This window comes from Microbacterium sp. 4-7 (genome assembly GCF_014332665.1).
GTDB lineage: Bacteria > Actinomycetota > Actinomycetes > Actinomycetales > Microbacteriaceae > Microbacterium.
The window spans coordinates 223,576-244,309 of record NZ_MCRH01000001.1 but is presented as its reverse complement, the minus strand read 5'-3'; the positions used below and the strand labels follow the sequence as shown (position 1 = coordinate 244,309).

Sequence of the window (20,734 nt, the reverse complement as noted above, 5' to 3'; positions counted from 1 at the left end):
GAGGACATGAACACTCGCTCCACCTCCTCACGGCGACGCCTCACCGCGATCGTCGGTGCCGCCCTGCTCGCCGTCGCTCTCACGGTCTCGGTCGTGCTGATCGGTCAGCAGTCTCTGGCGTCGGCATCCGTCGTGCCGACCGTCGCGCCGTCGTCCCTCAGCGAGGCGGACGGGATGATCCGCGAGGAGGGCGCCGTCTCGGTGTTCGACGACACGCCCGCCGTGACGAATCTCGACTCCGACCTGCTCGCCGCCGTGCGCGCTGCCGCATCCGCTGCCGAGCACGACGGCGTGCGGATGCATGTGAACAGCGGCTGGCGGTCGGCCGACTACCAGCAGGTGCTGCGTCAGGATGCGGTCGTCGAGTACGGCTCCGAAGAGGAGGCCGCGCGCTGGGTCGCCACCCCCGAGAACTCCGAGCACGTATCCGGAGACGCGGTCGACCTCGGCCCTCTCGCCGCTCAGGACTGGCTGTCACGCCACGGCGCGGACTTCGGCCTCTGCCAGATCTACGCGAATGAGCGCTGGCACTTCGAGCTGCGGCCGGCGGCCCCGGCGAACGGGTGCCCGCTGATGTACGACGACCCGACCACCGATCCCAGGACGCAGCGATGACCACGGCGCTCACCACTCCACGCCTCACCCTCTCGCGCGTTCACCCGCCGACACTGCACACGATCCCTGACGCGATCGGAGCGAACGTCGAGCGGATCCGATCGGCCACGGATGCCCGCATCATGGCGGTCGTCAAGGCCGACGGCTACGGCCTCGGCGCCGTGACCGTCGCTCTCGCGGCGATCGCGGCCGGGGCCGAGTGGCTCGGGATCACGGATGCCGAGGATGCCGCCCCGCTGCGTGCGGCGGGTGTCGAGGTGCCGATCCTCGCCTGGCTCAACCCCGCCGGGGTCGACGTCGCGCAGGTCGTCGCGGATCGCGTCGATCTGGCTGTCGGCTCTGTCGAGGAGCTGCGGCAGCTGATCGCGGATGCGTCGGCGCTGCCGAACGGGTGCGTTCGCGTGCATCTGCACATGGACACGGGCATGTCGCGGGGCGGCGTACCGCTCGAGGACTGGGCCGAGCTGCTGCGGGTGGCTCGCACGGGCCGCGACTCGGGTCGTGCACGCATCGACGTCGTCGGGGTGATGGGGCACCTGCCAGACGCCGACGCCGCCGACCCGGCGAAGAACGCGCCCGCCGTGCTCCGGATGCGACAGGCGAGGGATGCCGTGCTGCGTGCCGGATTCGGTCCTCTGCTCGTGCATCTCGCGGCGACGTCCGGAACGCTGACGGATGCCGCCACGCACTTCGGCATGGTCAGGGTCGGCGCTGGGCTCGTCGGCATCGATCCGTCGGAGACGGTGCCGCTGCAGGGGGCGGCGCGGTTGACGGCATCGGTCGTGCACAGCAGTGTCGTGCCGGCGGGCACCGCGATCGGCTACGGCGGCGCATATGTGACGACGCGCACCTCGCATCTGAGCGTGATCGGGGTCGGGTATGCCGACGGCATCCCGCGGGAGCTCGGTGCGGGCGCAGGGGTGGCGGTCGACGGCATCCGGTGCCCGATCGTCGGTCGCGTGTCGATGGATCAGATCGTGATCGACACGGGTGACGTCTCGATGCCGAGGGGCACCACGGTCGTGGTCTTCGGACCCGAGGGGGGCGCGGTGCCGAGTATGCAGGAGTGGGCGCGGTGGGCGGGGAGCATCCCGCACACCGTCGTGACGGGCATCGGCTCCCGCGTCGAGAGGGCCATCGCATGAGAGTGCTGGTGATCGGGGGAGGGCAGAACGCCGAGCACGAGGTGTCGCTCGCCTCTGCGGCAGCGGTCGCAGAGGCCCTGCGGCTCGGGGGATACGACGTGAGCACGGTGACGATCTCGCGGCAGGGCGTGTGGGAGGTGGCGGGCGTCTCGGAGGGTGCCACCGCCGCCGGATCCCTCGCTCTCGCGATGCCGCTCCTCGCCGACTGCGACGTCGTATTCCCCGCCGTGCATGGACCCCTGGGGGAGGACGGAGCACTCGCGGCACTGTGCGGTCTCGCAGGGGTGCGCGTGGTCGGATCGGGTCCGCGGGCCGGCGCCATCGGCATGGACAAGTGGGCCACCAAGCTCGTCGCCGAAGCGGCAGGGCTGCGCACGGCACGGGGACGCGTCGTCGATGCGGCGGACTGCGGCGATGCCGAGTTCGAGGGGCCCGTGGTGGTGAAGCCGTTGTCGGCCGGTTCGAGCTACGGCGTCTCGCTCGTGCGGGGAGAGCATGAACTGGGGCCGGCGCTCCGCGAGGCGGCGCGGTTCGACCGCCGCATCCTCATCGAAGAGGTCGTGCAGGGGAGGGAGATCGATGTCGCCGTCCTGCGCGAAGCCGGTGGCGTCCGCTGGGCGGCGCCGCCGCTCGAGATCCACGCCGCCGGCCTCTTCGACACCGCCACGAAGTACGACGGCAGCGCGCGATTCACCGTGCCCGCGCAGCTGTCGACGGCCGAGTCGACCTCGCTCACGCGTGCGGCGCTGACCATGTTCGACGCCCTCGGATGCGCCGGGGTCGCCAGGATGGACTTCTTCCTCACCGCCGAGGGCCCGGTGCTGAACGAGGTCAACACGATGCCGGGGCTCACCGCGGCCTCGCAGGCGCCGCGCATGTTCGCGGCGGCCGATGTGTCGTACGTCGACCTCGTGTCGCGCCTCGTGCGAGCCGCTGAGGTGCCAGGCGGTGACGGTGCGCGCCGGAGGGCCGGCCTCGAGCGGGTCGCCTAGAGGCGGTCGACGCCCGTCACGGTGACCACGGCCGCGCCCTCTTCGTCGGAGGCGGCGAGGTCGACGGTGGCCGAGATGCCCCAGTCGTGGTCGCCCGCCGGGTCGTCGAGGATCTGACGGACGGTCCACTCCGTCGCACCCTCGGTCAGGAGCAGCAGCTGAGAGCTGCGGGCGTTCGCGCCCGTGAGGATCTCGTCGTGATCGGCGAAGTATCCGTCGAGCGCATCCGACCAGGCGTCGGCGCCGAAGCTCGGGTCGAGTTCGGCGAGGGCGGCGACGTCCTCGCGGGCGGCCAGCTGCACTCGACGGAACAGCTCGTTGCGCACGAGAGTGCGGAAGGCGCGGACGTTCGATGTCAGTCTCTTCGGCGCCGGCGGAACGATCGGCTCGTCGTCCGGGCCGTGGAGCACGCCGTTGACCAGCTCCTCCCACTCGTCGAGCAGGCTCGAATCCACCTGGCGCACCAGCTCGCCCAACCACTCGATCAGGTCGCGGAGATCCTCGTCCTTCGCCTCTTCGGGGATGGTCTGCGAGGCCGCCCGATAGGCGTCGGAGAGGTAGCGCAGCACGACGCCCTCCGACCGCGCGATCTTGTAGTACGCGACATATTCCCCGAACGACATGGCTCGCTCGTACATGTCGCGGACGACGGATTTCGGATGCAGCTCGAAGTCGCGGATCCACGGCTGCGCGGCGCTGAACGTCTCGAATGCGGCGGTCAGCAGCTCGTCGAGAGGCTTCGGATATGTGATCTCCTCGAGCAGCTCCATGCGCTCGTCGTACTCGATGCCCTCGCGCTTCATGACGGCGACGGCCTCGCCCCGTGCCAGGAACTCCTGCTGTCCGAGGATCGCCCGCGGATCATCGAGCGTCGACTCGACGATCGAGATCATGTCCAGGGCGTACGACCCGGTTCCAGTGCCGGCAGCCGGGTCGCGGTCGAGCAGTTCGAAGGCGGCGAGAGCGAACGGAGACAGCGGCTGGTTCAGGGCGAAGTTCGGCTGCAGATCGACGGTCAGGCGGATCTCGCCGTCGGCCGTCTGCTCGACGACGCCCGATTCGAGCAGCGTGCGGTAGATGCCGATGGCGCGCAGAGCGAGTTCGCGCTGTCGTTTGCGAGGTTCGTGGTTGTCGTAGACGAGTGCGCGCATGTTGCCGAAGACGTCGCCGCCGCGCCCGATCACGTTGAGCATCATGGCGCTCGTGATCTGCATGTGCGAGGTGAGGGTCTCGGGCTCGGCGTCGATCAGCTTGCGGAACGACGGCTCGCCCCACGAGACGAAGCCATCAGGAGCCTTCTTGCGCACGATCTTGCGCTTCTTCTTCGGGTCGTCGCCGGCCTTCTTGATCGCGGCGACGTTCTCGCTCTCGTGCTCCGGAGCCTGGGCGACCACGGTGCCGGCCGTGTCGAAGCCCGCGCGGCCCGCCCGCCCGGCGATCTGGTGGAACTCGCGGGCGCTGAGCTGCCGCATCCGGGTGCCGTCGAACTTGGTCAGAGCGGTCAGCAGCACCGTGCGGATCGGCACGTTGATGCCGACGCCGAGCGTGTCGGTGCCGCAGATCACGCGCAGCAGACCTCGCTGGGCGAGCTGCTCGACCAGACGTCGATACTTCGGGAGCATCCCGGCATGGTGCACGCCGATGCCCGCGCGGAGGAAGCGGGAGAGGGTCTTGCCGAAGGCGGTCGTGAAGCGGAAACCGCCGATCAGGGCCGCGATCTCGTCGCGCTGCTCGCGCGTGGCGACCTTCGTGCTCGACAGCGCCTGGGCCCGCTCCATCGCAGCGGCCTGCGAGAAGTGCACGACGTAGATCGGCGCCTGGCCCGTGCTCAGCAGGTCGTCGATCGTCTCGTGGATCGGCGTCGTCTCATAGAAGTAGTGCAGCGGAACCGGGCGCTCGACGCCGGTGACGGATGCCGTGTCACGGCCGGTCCTGCGGGTGAGGTCGCTCGACAGCTGCGACACGTCGCCCAGGGTGGCCGACATGAGGATGAACTGCGCCTGCGGCAGCTCGAGCAGCGGTACCTGCCAGGCCCATCCGCGGTCGGGGTCGGCATAGAAATGGAACTCGTCCATGACGACCTGATGCACCGCGGCATCCGTGCCCTGGCGCAGTGCGAGGTTCGCGAGGATCTCGGCCGTGCAGCAGATGATCGGGGCATCCGGGTTGACCGAGGAGTCGCCCGTGATCATGCCAACGTTCGAGGCGCCGAAGACGTCGACGAGGGAGAAGAACTTCTCGCTCACGAGCGCCTTGATCGGGGCGGTGTAGAACGAGCGGCGCCCCTCGACCAGCGCGGCGAAATGCGCGCCGACCGCGACGAGCGACTTGCCGGTGCCGGTGGGCGTCGACAGGATCAGGTTGTTGCCCGAGACGATCTCGATGACCGCCTCGTCCTGGGCGGGGTAGAGGCTGATGCCGGTCGACTCGGCCCATTCGACGAACGCCGTGTAGACGGCATCCGCATCGGATCCGTCGGTCAGCGTCGTGTGGTCGAGGATCGCAGGCATGGTCTGTCGATCATCCCACCTCCGGCAGGGCACCTCCTGCGAAGGGGAACACGTGCTGTGCAGGAGCGGATGCTGGATGCGGTCCTTCGCAGCGTGAGATCTCCTTCGCTGCAAGGGAGCGAGCGAGCGAGCGAGCCTGCAAGCGAGCGCGCCGGCCGGCCCGCAACGACTCAGACGGACGTCGCGGCGCGCAGCGCGATGCGGATCATGTCGCCGAAGGTCTGCTCGCGCTCCTGAGCGGTGGTCTGCTCGCCGGTGACGATGTGATCCGACACCGTGCAGATGGCCAGAGCGCGACGCCCGTGGTACGCGGCGAGGGTGTACAGCCCCGCGGCCTCCATCTCCACTCCGAGGGCGCCGTGCTGCACGAACGGCTCGGTCAGCTCGGGTCGGGTGCTGTAGAACTGGTCGCTCGAGAACAGCAGACCGACGTGGACGGCCGAGTCCAGCGGCTCGGCCTCGCTCGCCTCGACCGCCGCGCGCAGCAGTCCGAAGTCCGCGACAGGTGCGTAGTCGAGTCCGTGGAAGCGCACCCTGTTGATGCCCGAATCGGTGCAGGCGCCGTTCGCGATGATGATGTCCCGCACCTGCAGCTTCTCGGTCAGCGCCCCGCACGAGCCGACGCGCACGATCGTCTGCACGTCGTACTCCTCGAACAGCTCGGTCGCATAGATGGCCATCGACGGCTGACCCATGCCCGAACCCTGCACCGAGACGCGGTGGCCCTCCCAGGTGCCGGTGAAGCCCAGCATCCCGCGGGTCTCGGAGTACAGCTCGGCGTCGTCGAGGAAGGTCTCGGCGATCCACTTCGCCCGCAGCGGATCGCCGGGGAACAGGACGACGGGGGCGATCTGACCGGGCTGTGCGGCGATGTGCGTGCTCATGGCTTCAGCGTAACCAGCGGTCTCTGCGTGGCGCGCCCGGACCACGGCGTCCGCCTTGAGATCATCGGTACCGAGCGGTGATCGGCACCGCGGAAAAGGGACGACGATGTCCGATCAGATCTTCTTGTATGGGGCGCTCGGGCTGTACTTCGCCGGCATGCTGCTCATCGGATACTTCGCCTACAAGCGCACCTCCGACCACGAGGACTACATGCTCGGCGGACGCAACCTGCCGTCGTGGGTCGCCGCGATCAGCGCCGGTGCGGCCGACATGTCGGGCTGGCTCGTGATGGGTCTTCCCGGCGCGATCTACGCCGCTGGACTGATCGAGGCCTGGATCGCGATCGGGCTGACGATCGGCGCCTACCTCAACTGGCTGCTGGTGGCCCCACGGCTTCGCGCCTACACCGAGGTGTCTCGCAACTCGATCACGATCCCGAGCTTCTTCGAGAACCGGCTCCGCGACACCAGCCGGTCGCTGCGCATCGTCTCGGGGCTCATCATCCTGGTGTTCTTCACGCTGTACATCTCGTCGGGCATGGTCGCCGCCGGCGTCTTCTTCGAGAGCTCGTTCAACGGCGACTACCTGTTCGGGATGCTGCTGGTCGGCGGCATCACGCTGCTGTACACGCTCTTCGGCGGATTCCTCGGGGCCTCCCTCACCGACGTCGTGCAGGGGCTGATGATGGTGATCGCGCTGATCGTCGTGCCGGTCGCCGCCGTCATCGCGATCGGCGGACTCGAGGAGACGTCGACGCTCATCACCGAGAACGCCGGAGAGGGATTCCTGTCGCTGCTCGGCGGAGGGGCCGTCACCGGCGGCACCTTCCTCGCCATCGCCTCGGCCCTGGCGTGGGGCCTCGGGTACTTCGGGCAGCCGCACATCATCGTGCGCTTCATGGCGCTGCGCTCGCCGCAGGAGGCGAAGAGCGCGCGTCGCATCGGCATCTCCTGGATGGTCGTCTCGATGTTCGGCGCGATCATCTCGGGCCTCGTCGGCATCGCCTACATGGCGCAGCAGGGCATCACCCTCGACAACCCCGAGACCGTGGTGCTGCTGATGTCGCAGACGCTGCTGCATCCGTTCGTCGCCGGACTCGTGCTGGCGGCCGTGCTCGCGGCGATCATGAGCACCGTGTCGAGCCAGCTGGTCGTGTGCTCGTCTGCGCTGGTCGAGGACCTCTACAAGGTGGTGCGCAAGACCCCGCCGTCCGACAAGCGGCTGGTGCTGCTGGGCCGCCTGGCGGTGCTCGTCGTCGCGATCATCGCGATCATCCTCGCGATCACGCCGAACGACTCGATCCTCGGGCTCGTGTCGTTCGCCTGGGCGGGATTCGGCGCCGCGTTCGGCCCGATCATCCTGCTCAGCCTGTTCTGGCGCAAGCTCACGAACTGGGGTGCTCTCGCGGGCATGTTCGTCGGAGCGGTCACGGTGTTCGTCTGGAAGGCCCTCGACACCGACCTGTACGAGCTGCTCCCCGCGTTCGTGTTCGCGTTCGTCGCGGCCGTCGTGGTGAGCCTCGTCACCTACACGCGCAACGACGACATCGAGAAGGAGTTCACCGACGCCGAAGCGATGCTGACGGCACCGCGGGCCGCAGTCGGCAGCGCTCGCTGACGGACGCAGGGCTGAGTCGCGGGACGCAGGGCTGAGTCGCCGGATGCGGGGATCAGCCCTCGCGTCGGGTCTCAGCCCTCGCGCCGCCGCACGATCTCGCCGATCCAGATCGGCGCGAACGGCGAGGTGCAGCCGGGCGCGGTGGGGTAGTCGGCGAGCACCTGCAGGCGCTCACCGATCTCGAGCGCCCTGGACCGCAGCTCCGGGTGGAAGATGCCGATGTTGGCGAGCGTCTCGTTCATCGCCCACTGCAACCGCGAGGGCGCGTTCTGCAGATCGCGCTCGATCAGATCGAGCAGGTGATCGAGGTCGAGGCCCTCAGCATCCTTCGCGACGCGCACCGTCGTGAGCGACCATGCGGCCGCGGCGACGGTCGGGTCGGAGTCGTCGAACCAGCGCAGCCGCAGCTCCTCCGCGAGGGGGGTCTTCTTCGCGACGTAGTTCACGAACCAGTCGTTGACCTTGGGGGCCTGAGTCTGTCGCAGCATCGCGTCGAGCTCGTCGGCGGTGAACGCGCGCGGCGTGCAGATCAGCAGCGCCAGCAGCCGGGCGGCGGTGTCGCCGGTCGCCCACAGCTCTTTCGCCAGGGGCTGGTCTGTCTTGATGCGCTTCGCGAGGGTGCGCATGCGGCTGAGATTGATGCCGTGGTCGTCGCCGCGCTTCTCGTTCGCGGCGCGCATCTTCGGATCCTCGAGGGCGGCGAGCTCGGCCAGAGCCTCGGGAACGGTCATGTCGGACATGTCACCAGGGTAGGCCCGGAGCGCTTGTCAAGGCCCGGGCTTTCTGCGGGCATGCGGCCCTAACCTCGCAGGAGATCGAACTCCGACGAAGGGAGAATGCCATGACTCGCGACAGCGACGACATCAGCACCGACCGCAACGACATCAGCACGGAGCCGTCGCCCGGCCCCGAGGAGAACGACAACCTCGGCGCCGAGGACAACAAGGGAGAGCCGCCGACGGTCGTCCCCTCCGGCTCGGGCGACGAGAGCGACGACGACGACGGCGACGTGCTCGCCGACGACCCCGAGCAGGACTGACCGGCGCCGCCGCGTCGCCCTGTCATTCCTCGTCGACGAGCTCCGCGCGGATGCGCCTGAGGTCCTCCATCAGCGACCCGATGAGGATCCAGTGCGTCGACGAGGGCGGCCGGATGACGAGAGGCGCGGTCAGTGCCGGGATTGCCGAGGTCAGTGTCTCGGGCTCCGGGGACACGTCGGCGATCTGCACAGCCAGTCGCACATCGTGCCCTGCGCGCCGCAGCTGCTCCGCGATGGCCGTGACGGCCGGCTCCTCCCCGATGGAGTCGTCGTAGTGGTCGAAGTAGGCGCGCGTCATCCCGATGGTCTGCGTCACGATGGGCGTCAGCCGTTCGAGCAGTGCGCGCATCTCGACGAGCTCTTCACGGTGCGTCGACCGGCGCGGGTTCAGAGTGAGGGATTCCTCACCCGCAGCGATGGATGCCTCTGCCGCGTCCTTCATCGGGCGCAGCAGTCTGGCTTCGAGCATGAGCTGATGCAGCCTGGCGGGAGTCTGGGGTTCGGGCAGCGCATCGGCGAGTCGGTCGAGGCTCGAGGCGAGCTCGCTGCCCAGCAGCCCGAGATCGCGTCGGGCCGGGGCGACCAGCACGGGCGGCACGATCAGGGCGTTCACGACGATGCCGATGACCACGCCGATCAGGGTCTCGAAGATGCGCGCGATCGCATAGTCGGGAGTCGAGCCCAGCGCGAGTACGAGCATCGCCGAGATGGCCACCTGGTTGCCGGTGCCGGGCGTCGCCCGGAAGGCCCACGCGACGAGCATGGCCACCACGATGGCGAGCAGCACGATCCAGCTCGGTGACCCCAGGAGAAGGCCCAGGGCGACCGCGATCACCACGCCGACGATCACGCCGATGCTGCGTTCGAGCGCCTTCGACAGCGACTGGTTGACGCTGGGCTGCACGACGAGCAGAGCGGCGATCGCGGCGAAGACGGGGAGCTGTCCCGGAACCACCCATCCCGCGAGCATCCATGCGGCGATCGTCGCCGCGGCGGACTTCACCACCTGCAGCAGGGGTGAGCGCTTCGAGGCGCGGATCGCGGCGTGGATGCGCATGCCTGCAACGCTACTCGGCTAGCGAGTGCCGTCAGGGGAGATGTCAACCCCGTCGCCAAGAGTCGTCGAACGCCGCTGAATGGGATGACACGACCGACGAACAGTGAGGATCATCACATGGTGCAGATCATCGAGACCATCGACGTACACGTTCCCATCGACGTGGCGTACAACCAGTGGACGCAGTTCGAGAGCTTCCCGCAGTTCCTCGACGAGGTGGAGTCGATCGTCCAGCTGGACGACACGCACACCCGCTGGAAGGTGAACGTGGGCGGCGCGACGCGCGAGTTCGACGCGGAGATCACCGAGCAGCACCCCGACGAGCGAGTCGCGTGGAACAGCATCGGCGGTGAGACCGAGCATGCGGGCGTCGTGACGTTCCACAAGCTCGAAGACCTCACGACCCGCGTGACCGTGCAGATCGACTGGGAGCCCGAGGGGCTTCTCGAGAAGGTCGGCTCGCTCGTGGGCGCGGGCTCGCACGCGGTGAAGAAGGATCTCCAGAACTTCAAGGAGTTCATGGAGAAGCGCGGCACCGAGACCGGTGCGTGGCGCGGCGACGTCGACGCCTGATCGACCCCTGAGCTGAGGTCCGAGCGGTGGTGCCCCCATCACCGCTCGGACCTCTTTCGCTGCCCGGAGGACGGCACGCCCGGCGTCGACTAGGGAACTCACGAACGGAAGATAGGGCATCCTCCCGATGTCGTCGGGGTGACTCAGAGCGGATTCTGAGGACATCGCACACCGAGGAGACGTCATGTTCGAGCACCCGTATCTCGCCTACAGATCGACCGAGTTCGACCAGGAGCAGCTCGCTCGCGCGGCGGAACGCCGTCGCGTCATCGAGGAGCGCAGCGATCAGCTGGTCCGCAGACAGCCCGGCCCGGTCCGGCGTCTGGCCGGCCGGCTGCTGCACACGACCGACGCGGCGACGGATGCTGCACGGCAGCCCGAGCGCCGCGCATCCGCGGGCCGCGAACCGGCACCCGCCCGGTGATCGTCGCTCCGCTGCGGGCAGACGGCAGCGCGACGCCGGATGTCGGAGGGGAGTGGCACGATGAATTCATGCCCCCGTCCGCTCCCAGCGCCGCGATGGTCGGCCGAGAGACCGAGCTCGCGACCATCCGCGAGCTGTTCCGGCGAGCGGTCGACGGGGTCCCGGTGGCCGCGCTCATCGAGGGCGAGGCGGGCATCGGCAAGTCGCGACTGCTGCGCGAGTTCAGCGCCGAGGTGGCGAACCGCGCAGACGTGCATGTCGGCTGGTGCCTCGATCTCGGGACGTCGCGCACGCCCTTCGGGCCGCTCGCCGGCATCCTCCGGTCGATCGTCGCGAGCATGGGCGCCGACCGGGTGCGGGAGGAGATCGGCGTCGGCGTCGAGGCGCTGGGCATGCTGCTGCCCGAGCTCAACCCCACCGAGCGATCGCAGACCAGCCCTGACCGCCTGCGCGATGCGATCGCGGCGCTCATCGAGGCGGCCGCCGAACACGCGCCGCAGGTGCTCGTCGTCGAAGACCTGCACTGGGCTGACGAGTCGACCCTGGCGCTGCTCTCCTTCCTGCTGCGCACCCTCGGGCACGGCCGCATCCTCCTGATCCTGACCTGCCGCTCCGACGACGTGCGACGCGGCGATGCCGTGAGCCGCTTCATCGGCGAGTCCACCCGCGCGCGTCTGCTCGAGAGGGTCGCGATCGATCGGCTCGACACCTCGGCTGTCCGTGCGCTCGTCGAATCGCTCACCGGGCAGCCCGTGACAGACGCGGCGCTCGATCGCATCCACGATCGAGCCGAGGGCGTGCCCTTCTTCGTCGAAGAGCTCGCCGGGTGCTCGACCGGTCCCCTGCCCGGAAGTCTGCGCGACCTGCTGCTCGCCCGATTCGACCGTCTCAGCGATGACGCCCGGCGGGTGGTGCAGGTCGTCTCGGGAGCCGAGCGTCCGCTGACCCACCCGCTCGTCAACCGCCTCGCGGGTCTGCCCGAAGCCCGCCTCGACGAGGCGATCCGCGAGGCGACGCTCAGCGGCATCCTCGTCGTGGTCGACGACGACTACCGGTTCCGGCATGCGCTGCTGCGCGAAGCCGTGCACGACGATCTGCTCCCGGGCGAGAGAGCGCGGCTGCACCGGGCGTATGCCGAGGCGCTCGAGGAGAACTGCTCAGGGGCCGAAACCGCCGACTCCGCCGCGCTCGCCTATCACTGGCAGCTCGCGCAAGACGACCGGCGAGCGCTCGCCGCGGCCGTCACCGCGATGGCCGACGCCAAGTCGCGGTTCGCCTTCGCGAGCGCTGCCCGCTTCGGCGAGCTCGCCCTCGACCTGTGGATCCAGGTGCCGGATGCCGAGGCCGTCGTGGGTGTGGCGCGCCTCGAGGTGCTGCGCACTCTCGGTTCCGTGCTGCGCAACGCGGGAGACGGAGAACGGGCGCTCGCCGTGGTCGACCTCGCGCTCGCCGAGGTCGATCCGACGACGGTCGACCCCCGCATGCACGCCCGGCTGCTGCGCGACAAGGCGTACTACACGATGAACCTCGGCCGCGCCGGCGCGGTCCCGCTGCTGCAGCAGGCGCTCGAAATTCTCGAGGCGGGCGTCGACGACGACCGGCTGCGCGCCTCGGTGCTGAACCAGCTCGCCAGTCGCTACATGATCTCGGGGCGACTCGACGAGGCGATCGCGTTGGCGGCGGAGGCGGGCGAGCGGGCCGCGCGCGCCGGGTCGGACGACGAGGCATCGATCGCCGCGAACGTCCGGGGCGGAGCCCGCGCGCACCTCGGCGACCTCGACGCGGGGCACCGCGAGTACGCGCTCGCCCTGCAACTCGCCAAAGGCACGAACGCCGAGATGAGATACCGGGTCAACTATTCGGATCTGCTCGGCCTGCTGGGGCGCTATCGCGATGCCGTCAGGGTCGCTGAAGAGGGGCTCGCGCCCGCGCGCGCTTTCGGCGTCGAGCGCACCACGGGCGCGCTGATGACGCAGAACATGGCCGTGCCACTGCTCGAGATGGGCGAGATCGAACGGGTCGAGGGGATGCTGGCGCGCGAGCTCGCTCAGCGGACCCTGCGCATCTCGCACATGTACTCCACGATGACGCGCGTGCGAGTGCTCTCGTGGCGAGGCAGACACGAGGAGGCGGCCGAGATCCTTCGCGAGTGGCACCCCGCATTCGAGGAGACCGGTCGGGTCGAACGTCAGATCTGGTACGACGAGGTCATGATGCGCGTGGCCGTCGCCGAGGGGCGGGGCGACCTCGCGGGGGCTCTCGGTGAGGTCAGGGCGATGCTCGCCGATCAGGGGCCGGTGTCCCTGCATCAGCGTCGACTGCTGCTCGAGGCGGCATGGTTCATCGCCGAGCTGCGGGCATCCGGCGTCGAGGTCGAGGCGGCGGTCGCGGACGTGCGCGACGCGTGGCGCGCCCAACCTCCGCAGTTGCGAGGCGACAGGTGGGAGACGATCCTCGAGGCATTCCTCTTCCCGTCCGTCGCAGCCCTGCGCCAGGCGGTCGAGCACGCAGACGACCGCGATGTGCCCGTGACGTTCGCGGTGACCACGCGTCTCGCTCTCGCTCGCGCACTCGTCGACGCGGGAGACCGAGGAGAGGCGAGCGCCGTGCTCTCGGCCGCGATGCGCCAGGCGGAGCGCCTCGGCCACGTTCCCCTGGGGCGGATCGTCGGTGGTTTCCAAGCGGCGGCTGGCCTCGCCGCAGCATCCGGCACCGCATCCGGCACTGCGGCATCCGGCACCACCGGCGTCGAACCGGATGCCGACCCGCTCACCGCCCGGGAGCGGCAGGTGCTCGAGCTGATCGCCGAGGGTCTGAGCAACCGCCAGATCGGGGAGCGGCTCTTCATCAGCGTCAAGACGGTGAGCGTCCACGTGTCGGCCGTGCTGCGCAAACTCGGGGTGAGCACCCGCACCGAGGCGGCTGTTCTTCAGAAGAATCCGAACTTCCGGGACACCGGTCAGCCTGCCGTGGTACGTTGAGCAGGCGCGTATGTCGGACGTTCCGTCACGGCGCGGGCCGCGCAAGCGGCCGTTTGAAAACAGAAAGTAGAAAACACATGGCCACTGGCACTGTGAAATGGTTCAACGCGGAAAAGGGCTTCGGCTTCATCGCTCCCGATGACGGCACGGACGACCTCTTCGCCCACTACTCGGCAATCACCGGCTCCGGTTTCAAGGAGCTTCGTGAGAACCAGAAGGTCGAATTCGACGCTGAGCGTGGCCCCAAGGGCATGCAGGCTGCGAACATCCGCGCTCTCTGAGCGCGCATAGGCTTCCTGAAGCCGGTCGGATCCTCACGGATCCGGCCGGCTTTCTGCATGTCCGGGTGTTTTCTGCCCGTGCCCGTGCCCCCCCGCATCGGGCGGTGCGGTGTGATGTCGACCCCGCGCGAGAGGCGAGGATGACGCCCGGGCCAGGGACCCAAGATGAGGCTTGCCTAACTTTCTGTTAGATTAGGCCAGGCTTACCAAAGCCTTGGCGCCCCTCCGCGCCGCACCCCCCTCATCCCAACCCGAAGGGAACGCCTGTGCGCACCTCTCGTCTCATCGCCGCCGGTGTCGCCGCGGCTCTGGCCGTCGGCCTCACGGCCTGCGCGACGTCATCGACCGACTCGAACTCCGACTCCGCCGGCGGCAACCCCGCCGATGACGGTGCCTTCCCCGTCACGATCGAGCACGTGTTCGGCGAGACCACGATCGAGGAGAAGCCCGAGCGCGTCGCGACGATCGCCTGGGCGAACCACGAGGTTCCCCTCGCTCTCGGCATCGTCCCGGTCGGCATGAGCAAGGCCACGTGGGGCGACGACGACGACAACGGCATCCTGCCCTGGGTCGAGGACAAGCTCGACGAGCTCGGCGGCGAAGAGCCCGTGCTGTTCGACGAGTCCGACGGCATCGACTACGAGGCCGTCGCCGACACGCAGCCCGACGTCATCCTCGCGGCGTACTCGGGTCTGACGCAGGAGGAGTACGACCAGCTCTCGAAGATCGCACCGGTCGTCGCCTACCCCGAGGTCGCCTGGGGCACCCCGGTCGACGACATGATCGAGATGAACTCGAAGGCGCTCGGCCTCGAGGAGGAGGGTGACGCCCTCATCGAAGAGCTGCACGCCGACGCCGAGGCCGCCCTCGAGGAGAACAGCGCCCTCAAGGACAAGAAGGTGCTGTTCGCGTACGTCGACCCGAGCGACCTGAGCCAGGTCGGCTACTACACCGCGATCGACACGCGCCCCGGCTACCTGCACGACGACCTGGGTCTTCCGCTTCCGTCGATCGTCGAGGAGAACGCGGACAGCAAGGAGTTCTACCTCTCTGTGAGCTCCGAAGAGGCTGACACCTTCGACGACGTCGATGTCTTCGTGACCTACGGCGACGACTCGCTCATCGCCACCATGCAGGCCGACCCGCTGCTGTCGAAGATCCCCGCGATCGCCGCCGGCAACATCGTGATTCTGCCCGACTCCACCCCGATCGCGGCGTCGGCGAACCCGTCGCCGCTGTCGATCCAGTGGGGCCTGTCCGACTACCTCGGCCTGCTGGCAGCACCGCTCGCCGCGAAGTGACCGTCGGCGTCACCTTCGCACACTGAATTCCCGTGACCGCTGTCACCGTTCCCCTGCCGGGCGTCGCAGATCTGCGACGCCCGGCATGGGCGCGCACGCTCTGGCTGCTCGTCGGCCTGGGAGTGCTGTTCGTGCTCTGCATCCTGTCGATCTGCTTCGGCGTCCGCTCCGTGAGCATCGACGACATCTTCGCCGCCCTCGCCGGGCAGGATGACACCCTCGCCCAGGCGGCGATCATCAAGCGCCTTCCGCGCACGGTGCTCGCGATCCTCGTCGGTGCAGCGCTCGCACTCTCCGGCGCGACGATGCAGGCGGTCACCCGCAACCCGATCGCCGACCCCGGCATCCTCGGCGTCTCGAACGGCGCTTCGCTCGCCGTCGTGTTCGGTCTCGCCTTCCTCGGTCTCACCGACGCTTACAGCCAGATGGCGCTCGCGATCATCGGCGCCGCCCTGGCCGCGGCGTTCGTCTACACCGTCGGCTCGCTCGGACGCGGCGGTGCCACGCCCCTCAAGCTCGCGCTCGCCGGTGCCGCCACCTCGGCCGCCTTCGCCTCGCTCATCAGCGCCGTCATGCTGCCGCGCGTCGACCTGCTGCAGGCGTTCCAGTCGTGGCAGATCGGCGGAGTGGGCGGTGCCGAGTGGCCGCGCATCGCGATCACCGCCCCGGTGCTCGCGCTCGGCGCACTGATCTGCTTCGCCAGCGCCCGGGGCATGAACTCCCTCGCTCTCGGCGACGACATGGCGAAGGGACTCGGCGAGCACGTCTTCCGCACGCGCCTCATGTCGGCGGTCGGCGCCGTGATCCTCGCCGGAGCAGCCACCGCGATCGCCGGGCCCATCGGATTCGTCGGTCTCGTGATCCCGCATGTCTGCCGAATGCTGATCGGCACCGACCACCGCTGGCTGCTGCCGTTCTCGGCCATGGCCGGCGCCGCCCTGCTGCTCGCGAGCGACATCGTCGGCCGCGTCATCGCGCCGACCTCGGAGGAGATCCAGGTCGGCATCATCACCGCCATCATCGGCGCCCCGTTCTTCATCTGGATCGTCCGTCGTCAGAAGGTGCGTGAACTGTGAGCACCATCGACCGGGCTGCCGCCCAGACCCCCGCAGCATCCGACCGCACCCGCGACGAGGTCGCCGCGCTCGTCGCGGGCCGCCGTTCGCGCCACCGCCGCCACGCCACGGCCACGATCGTGCTCGGTGCGCTGCTGCTCGTGCTGTTCGCCGTGGCGCTCATGATCGGCAACACGTTCTATCCGCTCGACGAGGTGATCCGCGTGATCCTCGGCGAGACCGTGCCGGGGGCGTCGTTCACCGTCGGCGAGCTGCGCCTGCCCCGCGCGGTGCTCGCGATCCTCGCGGGTTTCGCGTTCGGCATCGCCGGCGTCTCGTTCCAGACGCTGCTGCGCAACCCTCTCGCCTCGCCCGACATCATCGGCATCTCGAACGGCGCCGGCGCCGCGGCGGTGTTCGGCATCATCGTGCTGTCGCTCAACGGGCCGATCGTCTCGCTGCTCGCGCTCGGCGGTGCGATCGTCACGGCAGGAGTCATCTACCTGCTGTCGATCAAGAACGGCTTCGCGGGCACTCGACTGATCCTGATCGGCATCGGTGTCGCGGCGATGCTGCAGAGCATCATCTCGTACATGCTGTCGAGGGCGGCGAACTGGGACATCCAGACCGCGATGCAGTGGCTCACCGGAAGCCTGAACAACGCCTCGTGGGAACGTGTGATGCCGCTCGCGATCGCCGCCGTCATCATCGTGCCGCTGCTGCTCCTGCAGGGCAGGGCGCTCGGGGCGATGCAGCTCGGCGACGATTCGGCATCCGGTCTCGGGGTGCGGGTCAACACGACTCGTCTGCTCTTCATCCTCGGCGCAGTCGCACTGCTGGCGTTCGCCACCGCCGCGACCGGCCCCATCGCGTTCGTGGCGTTCATGGCGGGTCCGATCGCGGCCCGCATCACGGGGCCCGGAGCGAACCTGCTCGTCCCCAGCGCATTCATCGGCGCTGTGCTCGTGCTCGGAGGCGACCTGATCGGTCAGTTCGCGTTCGGCGAGCGCTACCCGGTCGGCGTGATCACCGGCGTGCTCGGCGCTCCGTACCTCATCTACCTGCTCATCCGCACGAACCGCTCGGGAGGCTCCCTGTGACCGAGGCGCACACTCTGACGGCGGAGTCCGTCACTCTCGCCTACGGCGACCGGACGATCATCGACGGCCTCGACCTCGCGATCGCGCCGGGCAAGATCACCACGATCGTCGGCGCGAACGGATGCGGCAAGTCGACCCTGCTGCGTTCGCTCGCGCGTCTGCTCTCGCCGACGGCGGGTCAGGTCGTGCTCGACGGCAAGTCGGTGCACGCGCGCCCCACCAAGGAGGTCGCGCGCATCCTCGGCCTGCTGCCACAGTCGCCCGTCGCTCCCGAGGGCATCGCCGTCGCGGATCTCGTCGGCCGCGGTCGGCATCCGCATCAGAAGATGCTGGCTCGCTGGAGCGCTCACGACTACGAGGTCGTCGCGGATGCTCTGGCCGCCACCGGCACCACGGAGCTCGCCGACCGCAGCGTCGACGAGCTCTCGGGCGGCCAGCGTCAGCGCGTGTGGATCGCCATGGCGCTCGCGCAGGAGACCGACATCCTGCTGCTCGATGAGCCGACCACGTTCCTCGACGTCGCTCACCAGGTCGAGGTCCTCGATCTGCTCACCGACCTCAGCGTCTCGCGCGGCACCACGATCGTGATGGTGCTGCATGACCTCAACCTCGCCGCGAGGTATTCCGACGAGCTCGTCGCGATGAAGGAGGGCAGGGTGCACGCCACCGGCGCTCCGCAGGATGTCGTGACCGCCCAGCTCGTCGAAGAGGTCTTCGACCTCGCGAACCAGATCACCATCGACCCGGTCTCCGGGAAGCCGATGGTCACCCCGATCGGAAGGCATCATGTCCGCTGAGACCACGACCGAACGCCCCACCTACGTGCTCGCTCGCGCCGAGGTGCGCGGGGTCGAACGGGTGTCGCCGAACTTCGTGCGGATCACGTTCGGCGGCGACGACCTTCTCGAGTTCGGCACGCCGGGTGACGTCTTCGACTCCCGGATCAAGATCGTGTTCCCGCCGGCATCCGGCATCCTCCCCGATCTCGATCGTGAGACCGACGACTGGTGGGGTTCCTTCCTCGCCGTCCCCGAGGAGGACCGCGGATCCATGCGCACCTACTCGGTGCGTGACCTGCGGGTGACGGATGCGGGCACCGAGCTCGATGTCGATTTCGTGCTCCACCTGGCGCCCGGTCTCACGGGCCCGGCGTCGCGCTGGGCCGATGCGGCGGCGGTCGGCAAGGAGCTCTTCATCGTCGGACCGCGTCGAGGCGTCGCCGCGGCCGCACACGGCGGTGCCGAGTACGAGCCGGGCACCGCGACGTCGGTCGTCCTCGCCGGTGACGAGACGGCGGCTCCCGCGATCGCGCGCATCCTCGAAGACGCCCCGAGCGACCTTCGAGGCTGCGCCTTCATCGAGGTGCCGTCCCCGGCCGACGTCCTGCGCATCGACGCGCCTGCCGGGGTCGAGGTGCACTGGCTGCCTCGCGATGCGGGTGAGCCCCACGGTGTGCGGCTGATTCCCGCCGTGCTCGAGTACCTCGGAGATGCGGATGCCGCCGACGAGATCGACGTGAAGGACATCGACACGGAGGCCCTGCTCTGGGAGACCCCCGACTACTCGGGTCTCGGAGAGGAGATCGCGGCGGCGGATGCTCCCGCCGAGCGCTACTTCTGGATCGCCGGCGAAAGCGGCGTCGTCACGACGCTGCGCCGCCACCTGGTCAAGGATCTCGGCATCGACCGCTCGCAGGTCGCCTTCATGGGCTACTGGCGTCGCGGCGTCGCCATGCGCGGCTGAGGCCGGGCGGTTCGGGGGGCCGCTCTCGCTCTCGTTCGCGTTCGCGTTCGCGCTCGCGCTCGCGCACTCGTTCTCGTTGGCGCTCGCTCTCGCGTTGGCGCTCGCGCATCGCAGGAGATCTCTCCCAACGAAGGAGCGGATCCGGCATCCGATCCTTCGCCGAGCGAGATCTCCTTCACGGGATGCGGTCAGCTGGTGCGGGATGCGGTCGGCTGACACGGGATGCGGTCGGCTGAGACGGGATGCGGCCGGCTGAGACGGGATGCGGTCGGCTGGGACGGGGTGCGGTCGGCTGTCACGAAGAAGTGTCGAAGCGCTGGCGCCAGCGGATGCCGCGCCGTAGCATCCCAGTGGAATCGTTCGACGCCGAGGAGGCCACCCGATGACGCAGCACACCCTCGAGCTCCCGGACGTCGACCTCGTCTACGACGTGCATGGGCCACTCCCGACGAAGGATGGCCGCCCTCCGCTGATGATGATCGGCCAGCCGATGGATGCGAGCGGCTTCCAGGCGCAGGTGAAGCTGTTGGGCGATCGCACCGTCGTGACCTACGACCCACGAGGGTTGGGCCGCAGCGTGCGCAAGGACGGCGGAGTCACGAACGAGCCCGATGTCCAGGCCGAGGATGTCCACGCGATCATCGAGGCGCTCGGTGCAGGCCCTGTCGACATGTTCGCGAGCAGCGGTGGAGCCGTGAGCGCACTCGCTCTGGTCACCGCGCACCCTCAGGACGTGGTGACTCTGGTCGCCCACGAGCCGCCGATCGACAGCGTGCTGCCTGATGCCGAAGCGGTGCATCGAGTGCGAATCGCTTATACCCGGGCATATCAGGAGCGAGGATGGGGTGCCGGAATGGCGGCGTTCGTCGCGATGACGTCGTGGGAGGGCGAGGTCACCGAGGAGTTCCTCGCCCAACCGGCCCCCGACCCCGCGGCATTCGGGATGCCGACGGAGGACGACGGCTCGCGGGATGATCCACTGCTGTCCGAACTCTCGTGGGCGGTGCCGCTCTACGAGCCGGATCTCGAAGCGCTGAAGGCATCCCCGACTCGGATCGTCGTCGCTGTCGGGGAGGAGTCGCTGAAGGGCTACACCGGCCGCACCGCGCTCGCCCTGGCCGAGAAGCTCGGACAGCAGGCGACGGTCTTCCCCAGTCACCACGGCGGCTTCATGGGTGGCGAGTTCGGCTATGCCGGGCAGCCCGAGGCCTTCGCCGCCACGCTCCGCGAAGTGCTCGACCGGTCGTAAGGGGGCGAGCGAGACCTCGTCGACGCGTCCTGTCATCAGCCGTCGCACGCACCGAAGGAGATCTCGCGCTGCGAAGGGCCTCACGCGGCCTTCGGTCCTTCGCTGCGGGAGATCACCTTCGCTGCGGGAGATCACCTTCGCAGCGCGCGCACGAGCGGCAGCGGGAG

The 20,734-nt window shown here is 69.0% G+C and carries 19 protein-coding genes; 15 read left to right on the top strand and 4 right to left on the bottom strand.

Translation table 11 applies throughout. The features are described 5' to 3' along the window. Window positions 1-6: 6 nt before the first annotated feature. Genes BEP68_RS01080 through BEP68_RS01070 form a run of 3 tightly spaced genes read left to right on the top strand, consistent with a single transcriptional unit; the run spans window position 7 to window position 2,752 of the window. Window positions 7-615, top strand: a complete 609-nt coding sequence (locus BEP68_RS01080) for a M15 family metallopeptidase (protein ID WP_187248983.1) — start codon at window positions 7-9, stop codon at window positions 613-615. Continuing rightward, on the top strand, window positions 612-1,760 hold the full coding sequence (alr, locus tag BEP68_RS01075; RefSeq protein ID WP_187248982.1) for an alanine racemase: 1,149 nt from the start codon (window positions 612-614) through the stop codon (window positions 1,758-1,760). The genes BEP68_RS01080 and alr overlap by 4 nt, the downstream gene beginning before the upstream one ends. Then, complete coding sequence (locus tag BEP68_RS01070; RefSeq protein WP_187248981.1) at window positions 1,757-2,752, top strand: D-alanine--D-alanine ligase; 996 nt, start codon at window positions 1,757-1,759, stop codon at window positions 2,750-2,752. The genes alr and BEP68_RS01070 overlap by 4 nt, the downstream gene beginning before the upstream one ends. On the opposite strand, the gene BEP68_RS01065 is transcribed toward BEP68_RS01070, so the two are convergent. Both BEP68_RS01065 and deoD read right to left on the bottom strand, forming a co-directional pair. Beyond that, window positions 2,749-5,262: a DEAD/DEAH box helicase gene (locus BEP68_RS01065; protein ID WP_187248980.1), complete on the bottom strand. Its 2,514-nt coding sequence runs from the start codon at window positions 5,260-5,262 to the stop codon at window positions 2,749-2,751. The genes BEP68_RS01070 and BEP68_RS01065 overlap by 4 nt on opposite strands. Window positions 5,263-5,432: 170 nt before the next feature. Next, on the bottom strand, window positions 5,433-6,146 hold the full coding sequence (gene deoD, locus BEP68_RS01060; RefSeq protein ID WP_053098518.1) for a purine-nucleoside phosphorylase: 714 nt from the start codon (window positions 6,144-6,146) through the stop codon (window positions 5,433-5,435). 106 nt (window positions 6,147-6,252) lie between these two features. Between deoD and putP the strand changes: the two genes are divergently transcribed. Then, the gene (gene putP, locus BEP68_RS01055; RefSeq protein ID WP_187248979.1) at window positions 6,253-7,764 is read left to right on the top strand and encodes a sodium/proline symporter PutP; all 1,512 of its coding nucleotides are present in this window, start codon (window positions 6,253-6,255) and stop codon (window positions 7,762-7,764) included. Window positions 7,765-7,835: 71 nt separating this feature from the next. On the opposite strand, the gene BEP68_RS01050 is transcribed toward putP, so the two are convergent. Further along, window positions 7,836-8,504, bottom strand: a complete 669-nt coding sequence (locus BEP68_RS01050) for a DNA alkylation repair protein (protein ID WP_053098520.1) — start codon at window positions 8,502-8,504, stop codon at window positions 7,836-7,838. Between the two features lie 101 nt (window positions 8,505-8,605). Here BEP68_RS01050 and BEP68_RS01045 point away from each other — a divergent pair, with 101 nt between their 5' ends. Beyond that, entirely contained in the window at window positions 8,606-8,803 is a 198-nt protein-coding gene (locus BEP68_RS01045; RefSeq protein WP_053098521.1) for a hypothetical protein, read from the top strand. 22 nt (window positions 8,804-8,825) lie between these two features. Here the strand turns inward: BEP68_RS01045 and BEP68_RS01040 are convergent, their stop codons facing one another. Next, complete coding sequence (locus tag BEP68_RS01040; RefSeq protein WP_056276315.1) at window positions 8,826-9,860, bottom strand: FUSC family protein; 1,035 nt, start codon at window positions 9,858-9,860, stop codon at window positions 8,826-8,828. A gap of 117 nt (window positions 9,861-9,977) precedes the next feature. Between BEP68_RS01040 and BEP68_RS01035 the strand changes: the two genes are divergently transcribed. The 10 genes from BEP68_RS01035 to BEP68_RS00990 all read left to right on the top strand — a co-directional run bounded on the left by BEP68_RS01035 (window position 9,978) and on the right by BEP68_RS00990 (window position 20,567). Next, window positions 9,978-10,433, top strand: coding sequence for an SRPBCC family protein (locus BEP68_RS01035; protein WP_053098523.1), 456 nt, complete (start codon window positions 9,978-9,980; stop codon window positions 10,431-10,433). A gap of 184 nt (window positions 10,434-10,617) precedes the next feature. Next, on the top strand, window positions 10,618-10,857 hold the full coding sequence (locus BEP68_RS01030) for a hypothetical protein (protein ID WP_187248978.1): 240 nt from the start codon (window positions 10,618-10,620) through the stop codon (window positions 10,855-10,857). A 68-nt stretch (window positions 10,858-10,925) separates the two neighbouring features. Beyond that, window positions 10,926-13,838 (top strand): helix-turn-helix transcriptional regulator, encoded by a 2,913-nt coding sequence (locus BEP68_RS01025; RefSeq protein ID WP_187248977.1) that lies wholly within the window; start codon window positions 10,926-10,928, stop codon window positions 13,836-13,838. A gap of 77 nt (window positions 13,839-13,915) precedes the next feature. Next, on the top strand, window positions 13,916-14,119 hold the full coding sequence (locus BEP68_RS01020; RefSeq protein ID WP_042538190.1) for a cold-shock protein: 204 nt from the start codon (window positions 13,916-13,918) through the stop codon (window positions 14,117-14,119). Window positions 14,120-14,385: 266 nt separating this feature from the next. Beyond that, the gene (locus BEP68_RS01015) at window positions 14,386-15,420 is read left to right on the top strand and encodes an iron-siderophore ABC transporter substrate-binding protein (RefSeq protein ID WP_053098526.1); all 1,035 of its coding nucleotides are present in this window, start codon (window positions 14,386-14,388) and stop codon (window positions 15,418-15,420) included. Between the two features lie 32 nt (window positions 15,421-15,452). Continuing rightward, window positions 15,453-16,496, top strand: a complete 1,044-nt coding sequence (locus BEP68_RS01010) for a FecCD family ABC transporter permease (RefSeq protein WP_072590572.1) — start codon at window positions 15,453-15,455, stop codon at window positions 16,494-16,496. Then, on the top strand, window positions 16,493-17,575 hold the full coding sequence (locus BEP68_RS01005; RefSeq protein WP_187248976.1) for an iron ABC transporter permease: 1,083 nt from the start codon (window positions 16,493-16,495) through the stop codon (window positions 17,573-17,575). The genes BEP68_RS01010 and BEP68_RS01005 overlap by 4 nt, the downstream gene beginning before the upstream one ends. Continuing rightward, window positions 17,572-18,372: an ABC transporter ATP-binding protein gene (locus tag BEP68_RS01000; RefSeq protein ID WP_053098527.1), complete on the top strand. Its 801-nt coding sequence runs from the start codon at window positions 17,572-17,574 to the stop codon at window positions 18,370-18,372. The genes BEP68_RS01005 and BEP68_RS01000 overlap by 4 nt, the downstream gene beginning before the upstream one ends. Further along, window positions 18,362-19,318, top strand: coding sequence for a siderophore-interacting protein (locus BEP68_RS00995; RefSeq protein ID WP_187248975.1), 957 nt, complete (start codon window positions 18,362-18,364; stop codon window positions 19,316-19,318). Before BEP68_RS01000 ends, BEP68_RS00995 begins: the two co-directional genes overlap by 11 nt. A gap of 382 nt (window positions 19,319-19,700) precedes the next feature. Further along, window positions 19,701-20,567, top strand: a complete 867-nt coding sequence (locus tag BEP68_RS00990) for an alpha/beta fold hydrolase (protein ID WP_187248974.1) — start codon at window positions 19,701-19,703, stop codon at window positions 20,565-20,567. The last annotated feature ends 167 nt before the right edge of the window (window positions 20,568-20,734 follow it).

Excerpts from the sequence above, each read along its gene's own strand:
- BEP68_RS01080 (WP_187248983.1), top strand. The coding sequence starts at position 7 with ATGAACACTCGCTCCACCTCCTCACGGCGACGCCTCACCGCGATCGTC.
- alr (WP_187248982.1), top strand. The coding sequence starts at position 612 with ATGACCACGGCGCTCACCACTCCACGCCTCACCCTCTCGCGCGTTCAC.
- BEP68_RS01070 (WP_187248981.1), top strand. The coding sequence starts at position 1,757 with ATGAGAGTGCTGGTGATCGGGGGAGGGCAGAACGCCGAGCACGAGGTG.
- BEP68_RS01065 (WP_187248980.1), bottom strand. The coding sequence starts at position 5,262 with ATGCCTGCGATCCTCGACCACACGACGCTGACCGACGGATCCGATGCG.
- deoD (WP_053098518.1), bottom strand. The coding sequence starts at position 6,146 with ATGAGCACGCACATCGCCGCACAGCCCGGTCAGATCGCCCCCGTCGTC.
- putP (WP_187248979.1), top strand. The coding sequence starts at position 6,253 with ATGTCCGATCAGATCTTCTTGTATGGGGCGCTCGGGCTGTACTTCGCC.
- BEP68_RS01050 (WP_053098520.1), bottom strand. The coding sequence starts at position 8,504 with ATGTCCGACATGACCGTTCCCGAGGCTCTGGCCGAGCTCGCCGCCCTC.
- BEP68_RS01045 (WP_053098521.1), top strand. The coding sequence starts at position 8,606 with ATGACTCGCGACAGCGACGACATCAGCACCGACCGCAACGACATCAGC.
- BEP68_RS01040 (WP_056276315.1), bottom strand. The coding sequence starts at position 9,860 with ATGCGCATCCACGCCGCGATCCGCGCCTCGAAGCGCTCACCCCTGCTG.
- BEP68_RS01035 (WP_053098523.1), top strand. The coding sequence starts at position 9,978 with ATGGTGCAGATCATCGAGACCATCGACGTACACGTTCCCATCGACGTG.
- BEP68_RS01030 (WP_187248978.1), top strand. The coding sequence starts at position 10,618 with ATGTTCGAGCACCCGTATCTCGCCTACAGATCGACCGAGTTCGACCAG.
- BEP68_RS01025 (WP_187248977.1), top strand. The coding sequence starts at position 10,926 with ATGCCCCCGTCCGCTCCCAGCGCCGCGATGGTCGGCCGAGAGACCGAG.
- BEP68_RS01020 (WP_042538190.1), top strand. The coding sequence starts at position 13,916 with ATGGCCACTGGCACTGTGAAATGGTTCAACGCGGAAAAGGGCTTCGGC.
- BEP68_RS00995 (WP_187248975.1), top strand. The coding sequence starts at position 18,362 with ATGTCCGCTGAGACCACGACCGAACGCCCCACCTACGTGCTCGCTCGC.
- BEP68_RS00990 (WP_187248974.1), top strand. The coding sequence starts at position 19,701 with ATGACGCAGCACACCCTCGAGCTCCCGGACGTCGACCTCGTCTACGAC.